Source organism: Mesorhizobium sp. M7A.T.Ca.US.000.02.2.1, from assembly GCF_003996995.1.
Taxonomy (GTDB): domain Bacteria; phylum Pseudomonadota; class Alphaproteobacteria; order Rhizobiales; family Rhizobiaceae; genus Mesorhizobium.
Genome location: NZ_RZTT01000412.1, coordinates 1 through 5,177, shown reverse-complemented (window position 1 = coordinate 5,177; position 5,177 = coordinate 1). Strand labels below are relative to the sequence as shown.

The window sequence follows — 5,177 nt, the reverse complement described above, 5'->3', positions numbered from 1 at the left end:
GTGTAGGCCAAATTGTCGTCAAGCTCGACCGCATGCCGCAAATGGCCATACGCCTCCTCATGCCCGCCCCGGTGGTACGCCAGCTCGCCGTCGAGCAGAGCGACACCGACAGCCAGCGAAGCCTGCGCCGGGTTGCTGAGGAAGCGCCGCTCGGGCGCAATGCCTTTCAGATGCCGATGGAACGCTTCGCGCTCGCGCTCGGCTTCAGCAAATTGCCTGAGCGTCGCATGGGCGACACCCTTGGCGTAGTGCTGGATGGCCGCCGTCAGCACATAGAGGCTTGGCTCGTCGGTCGCCGGTTCCTCGATGATCTCCTGCCAGCGGCCGAAGCGCACTTGCACATGCGATTTCATCGCATGGTAGCCTTCCACCGTCTGCGTGAGCTTTGGCCGGCCGGGGATGGCGACCACGTCGCGCGCGACCAGGCTGCGCACTCTGTCGGCGGCCCACAGTGCAGGCTGGTACTGGCCCGACAACATGCAGGTGAACATCATCAGATGCAGATCGTGGCAGCAGCCGAGCAAATAGTAGGTCGGCTCGTCGGCATAGGCGAGATAGAGGTCGTTGGCGCGCACTGCCTTTTCGCTGGCGCGTTTGGCTTTCTCATACTCGCCGCACAGCACATAGATGTGCCCCGGCATGTGGTTCATGTGCCCGGCATCGGGGCACATTTCGCCGAGCAGATCCGCTGACCGCATGCCGCGTTCCGGCATGGTGGACATTTCCAGGAGCTGGATGTGCAGGTGGACGATCGCCGGATGTTGTGCTGCGCCGGCCTCATCGGCAAGCCGGATCGACCGCTCGCAGACGTCGAGCGCTTCGACGACATCGGAATTCGGCGCCGGCGCGCCGGTCTTGAGGTTCCACAGCCGCCGCACCGTGCGCATCATCAGCGCTTCGACCAGCAGTGCCATCACATCATGGTCGTCGGGAAAGTCCCGATACACAAGCCGCATCGCGGCGGCATAGCTGTCATCCCACCGTTCGAATTCCTCCGGGCTCACCCGGTGCGGCTTCTGAAAGCGGGCGGCCAGCGCCTCGATCAGCCGCTTCTCGATCACACTGGCGGCAGCCGCATCGGCCCGCGCAAGCTGGACATGCTCGAAGCAGCGCCTTGTCGCGCTGTCGGCCTCGGCGTCGCCGTGCTCCTTCCAGGTCAGATTGTAGAAAGGTCCGGCGGCATAGGCGATGCCCCAATGCACCATCGGACATTCAGGGTCTGTTTCGAGCGCCTTCTCAAAACACTTGATGCCTTCCTCATGGTTGAAGCCGTAGCACCAGTTGAGGCCAACATCGAACCAACGCTGGGTTTCTGAAGAACGAGTGGAGATGGGACGGCGGTAGGTGCCGAGGTCGAAGCGGTCCATGTGGTCTCATTTCAATTCTGATTGCCAGCGAGCCAGCTCTGGTCAGACTACCTTCGCCATCAATGTGTGCCGAAACTGGCGGGCATGGCAAACGCAACGAGTGCCATCGCTGCTTGCATTTGGATACTGTCGCCGCTTTTAGCTGGTCTCTCGGGACGGTGTTTCATCTTGCCAGCCGGCTAGCTCAGGCAGGTCGTCCAGCCAGCTTTTCTCCGTCATCAGGGCATCGCCGGCCTGCGGAGCAGCCTCGGTGGCGTTTTGGATGAGCCAGTCCATCCACTTGCGATAGGCGGCCGGGGCCAACTCGGGCGGCAACACCTTGGCCTTGGCCAGCATGCGTTTGCGGAAACTCACCTGCCTGCGGAGTTTCGTTGTCGTGAATTTGATGGCCTTGCCCTGGTATTCGACCGTCCAGCGCCCGTCGCCGTGGCTGGCGAGCCTGTCGATGGCGAAGCCGGCGTCCACCGGCCTATCCCGCCACGGAAGCTCGACCGCATTCTTCCTCAGATCGAGTGCCCATCGCCTGTAGTCGGTCCCGGCACGCTGGGGCGGCAGCACCCCAGCCTGTTCGAATATCTTCCTGCGGAAGGTCGGCTGCTTCTTGATCTGGCCTGTCGTGAGCTCGACACGATGCCCGCGAAACTCGACATGCCAGCGGATCCTCCCATTGCCGAAATACTTGACCAGCCTGTCGATGACGAACTCGCCGTCGGAGAGCGTCACGCAGCCTTGGCTGATGCGTTCGAGAATGTACTGGCTGTCAGTGGTCATCACTTCGGGGAGGAGCTTTTCATGAAGCTTCACTAAGGCGGACGCAACGACCAGGCAATCTCGCCTCCATGATTCCGCCGCATAGACACCGATGGCGCCCGTTTCGCTCGCGCGCTCGTCCTGACCAGCGGCTTAGGAGCAGCGGCCCGGCGTCGGGGGGTATCGAGGGGGACTGGCGCCGAGCCTAACCGGCTTGGAGGGGACAGTGCCGGCTGTCCGAATTATAAGCCCTTTTGTGCGTCTCTGCTAATTTAATTAAGGGACCACGTTCCGCTGGAGCCAGGCTTACGGTCATTTTGCCGCCCGTCCCGTTTCAGCACAGGGTTGCTGGCATTGCTCTTGCACCGGACCTGTTACTGGGTGAACCCCGGTCCTGATCGCGTACCCGATTAGGTAGTAGGCTCGCCGGGCTCCGAGGGCGTTGGGGTCTTCGCCCGGCGAGTTTGCCAACTTCCTACCCTTTTGGCGGATTTTTTAGCTTCAGCTTGACAACTTGATCGCCCCAAAGCACCTTCGGCGGGTGGAAAATGCGAGGAGCATCTATGAAAAAGAACTATGAAAAGCCTGTCCTGACGAAGCGAGGAATCCTTTCCTCAGTCACGGCGCAAGTCGTCGAGTCGGGTCCTGCCACGTCGGACTGAGCTGATCTCGACATGACGGGAAGCTCGCCGGCTCGGTTCGGTGTGCTTTTTGCTTTCCTAAGCAGGTTTCAAGCACTCTAGACCCTGCCCGCTGCCACTTCCCGGTCGCGGGCTTTTTTGTTTGTTCGGGGCAAGTTGGAATGCCGTCAGCGTCGTCATGCGAAGCTGCTGCATTACCGGGAGGAGAAATAATGTGGGATGCGTCCAAAGCGGCGATGATACGGTGTCGATGGTGGCGTGACGCCGGGCGCAAGGGGAGGGCTTTGAATGGACATCGTCATTCGCGAACTGGTGGGCCTCGAAGAGATAGCGGCCATCTACCCGCTCTATGAGCAAACCGGGTCCATGCCGGAGGGCCTGTTTCGTGAGCGGCTGGCCGCAATGATCGCCCAAGGCAACTATCGCTGCGTTGCCGCCTTCATCGGTGAAAGGATGGTCGGCATGTCGGGCTTCTGGATAGGGGTACAGCTATGGGCAGGAAAGTGGGCGGAGGCCGACCATGTGGTTGTCGATGCCCAGATGCGCAGTGCTGGCATCGGTGCCAAACTGATGGCGTGGATCGAGGAGGAAGCAGCGCGTGTCGGCTGCGACATCACCCGCATCTCGATGGTTCTCGGCAAGGAGCGCACACACAATTCTACAGCCGCAACGGCTATGCCGATGATGCGCTCATTCTGGTGAAGCCGCTGAGTGCGTGGGCCGAGACCGAGTTCCCAGAATATGCTGCGCACAAAGTGGCGATGGAGCGCGGCTAGAACGCCGCAACGCCCGACATAGTCGACGAAGTTGCCTTGGGGCCAAGCGAACTTTCGCCGTTTGAGCCTTTACAGGGAACGGCTTCTGTAGGAATATTGTCCTCGGGTGGGGCGCCCTCGGCGCAGTCGGTGACATATCCGATGATACATAGGTGAGCTTTAAAGATCACGGGCTGCGTGGGTGAACAGCAACGTCGCCGGCGTCGGGAAGTTCCGCACAGGTAGATACTTGAGAAATGTCTGGCTGGGGAACCTGGATTCGAACCAGGACTAACGGAGTCAGAGTCCGTGGGTCTACCGTTAACCTATTCCCCAGCAGGCGCGGTCATGAACCGTGCGGGCCGAGCGGGCAAGCCGCTGTGAGCGCTGCCTTGTAGCCGCCAGCGGAAAATAGTCAAGCCTGCTCGTGGTTCAATGACACGTTTCGTCAGGCGATTTCAGAAGCCACACTTCAGATGCGGGCGCGCGGCTCCCAGTCCAATCCCACGCCTCAGCTCTCCGTCCGGCTGAACTGCGAGCGTTCGAAGAACAGCACCACCCCTAGGCCCAGAATCAGCGGGATGATCAGGTAGAACAGCCGGAACACAAGCAGTGCCGCCAGCACGCCGACCGGATCCATGTCGGACAGGCCGGCGAGAAACACCACCTCGAACACGCCGAGCCCGCCTGGCGCGTGCGAGATCTGCGCGATCGAGAAGGAGACGAGGAAGACGCCCAGTATGACGAAGTAGCCGGGATTGTGGGCTTCGGGCAGGGCAAAGAAGATGATCGCGGCGGCAGCCAGCAGTTCGATCGGGCCAATCAGCAGCTGTCGCGCGACGATCGGCAGCGCCGGATAGTGCAACTGAAAGCCAGCGATCTTCAGCGGGCGCAGATGCAGCCAGCTACCGAATATGTAGGCGGCGACGAGCAGCAGCATGGCGATGCCGGCCGCCTCCGACAGGCCGTGATGCGCGATCCCCGAAAAGCGGTCGATGATCTCAGGTTCGAAGACCAGCACGAGGCCCGAGGCAAAAATCGTCGACAGCACGAAGGTGATCCAGCAGACGGCCACCAGCACGCCGACATCCTGACCGGTCAGGCCCCTGGTGCCGTAGGCGCGGTAGCGGATAACGGCGCCCGAAAACACCGAACCGCCAATGTTGTGCGACAGCGCATAGGTGGTGAAGGAGCACAGCGTGACGAACAGCCACGACACGCGCTTGCCGATATGAAGAAGCGCGATGTGGTCGTAGCCGGCGAGCGAGGCATAGGCGATGATCGAACTCAGCGCGGCAAGAACCCAGCCGCGGGTCGGAATGGCCGTGATACCGTCCCAGACATCGTCGAGCGAAACGCCGCGCAATTCGTGCCAGAGCAGCAGCAGCGAGAAGATCACCGCGGCGATGCCGACGACCGGCCAGAAATAGCGTCTCCAGTTCATTGCCTGACTGCCATGCGTTGCGGGTCCGCTTCCTTTTCCGTGGCTGGTGGGAGGCCGGCTGTGCCGGAGTCTTCCGCTCATTTCAGAAATGCCTCATCGAAGCCGGCTATTCAACCGCGAACCCTTGTCGCAGCGCCGGCCGGCAAGATTAGCCGCAGCGAGCGGCCGCCGCCTCGGAACGGCGGTCAGCGGCCTGCCGGCAAAATTCGGCATGCGGCTC

The 5,177-nt window shown here is 61.5% G+C and carries 4 protein-coding genes and 1 tRNA gene; 1 reads left to right on the top strand and 4 read right to left on the bottom strand.

The window, feature by feature from the left end:
- Together EOD15_RS28010 and EOD15_RS28005 are read right to left on the bottom strand one after the other, a co-directional pair.
- Positions 1-1,367: hypothetical protein (locus EOD15_RS28010; RefSeq protein ID WP_127409036.1), on the bottom strand; the 1,367-nt coding region annotated here is incomplete at its 3' end.
- A gap of 138 nt (positions 1,368-1,505) precedes the next feature.
- Positions 1,506-2,138: a hypothetical protein gene (locus tag EOD15_RS28005; protein ID WP_127322026.1), complete on the bottom strand. Its 633-nt coding sequence runs from the start codon at positions 2,136-2,138 to the stop codon at positions 1,506-1,508.
- 908 nt (positions 2,139-3,046) lie between these two features.
- Here EOD15_RS28005 and EOD15_RS27995 point away from each other — a divergent pair.
- A complete protein-coding gene (locus tag EOD15_RS27995; RefSeq protein ID WP_245463783.1) occupies positions 3,047-3,460 on the top strand; it encodes a GNAT family N-acetyltransferase in 414 nt (137 codons plus the stop codon).
- A gap of 315 nt (positions 3,461-3,775) precedes the next feature.
- On the opposite strand, the gene EOD15_RS27990 is transcribed toward EOD15_RS27995, so the two are convergent.
- Positions 3,776-3,849, bottom strand: a tRNA-Gln gene (locus EOD15_RS27990).
- 175 nt (positions 3,850-4,024) lie between these two features.
- Positions 4,025-4,957 carry a lysylphosphatidylglycerol synthase domain-containing protein gene (locus EOD15_RS27985; protein ID WP_127322028.1) on the bottom strand — a complete coding sequence of 311 codons (933 nt, stop codon included), beginning with the start codon at positions 4,955-4,957 and terminating at the stop codon, positions 4,025-4,027.
- Positions 4,958-5,177 lie beyond the last annotated feature (220 nt).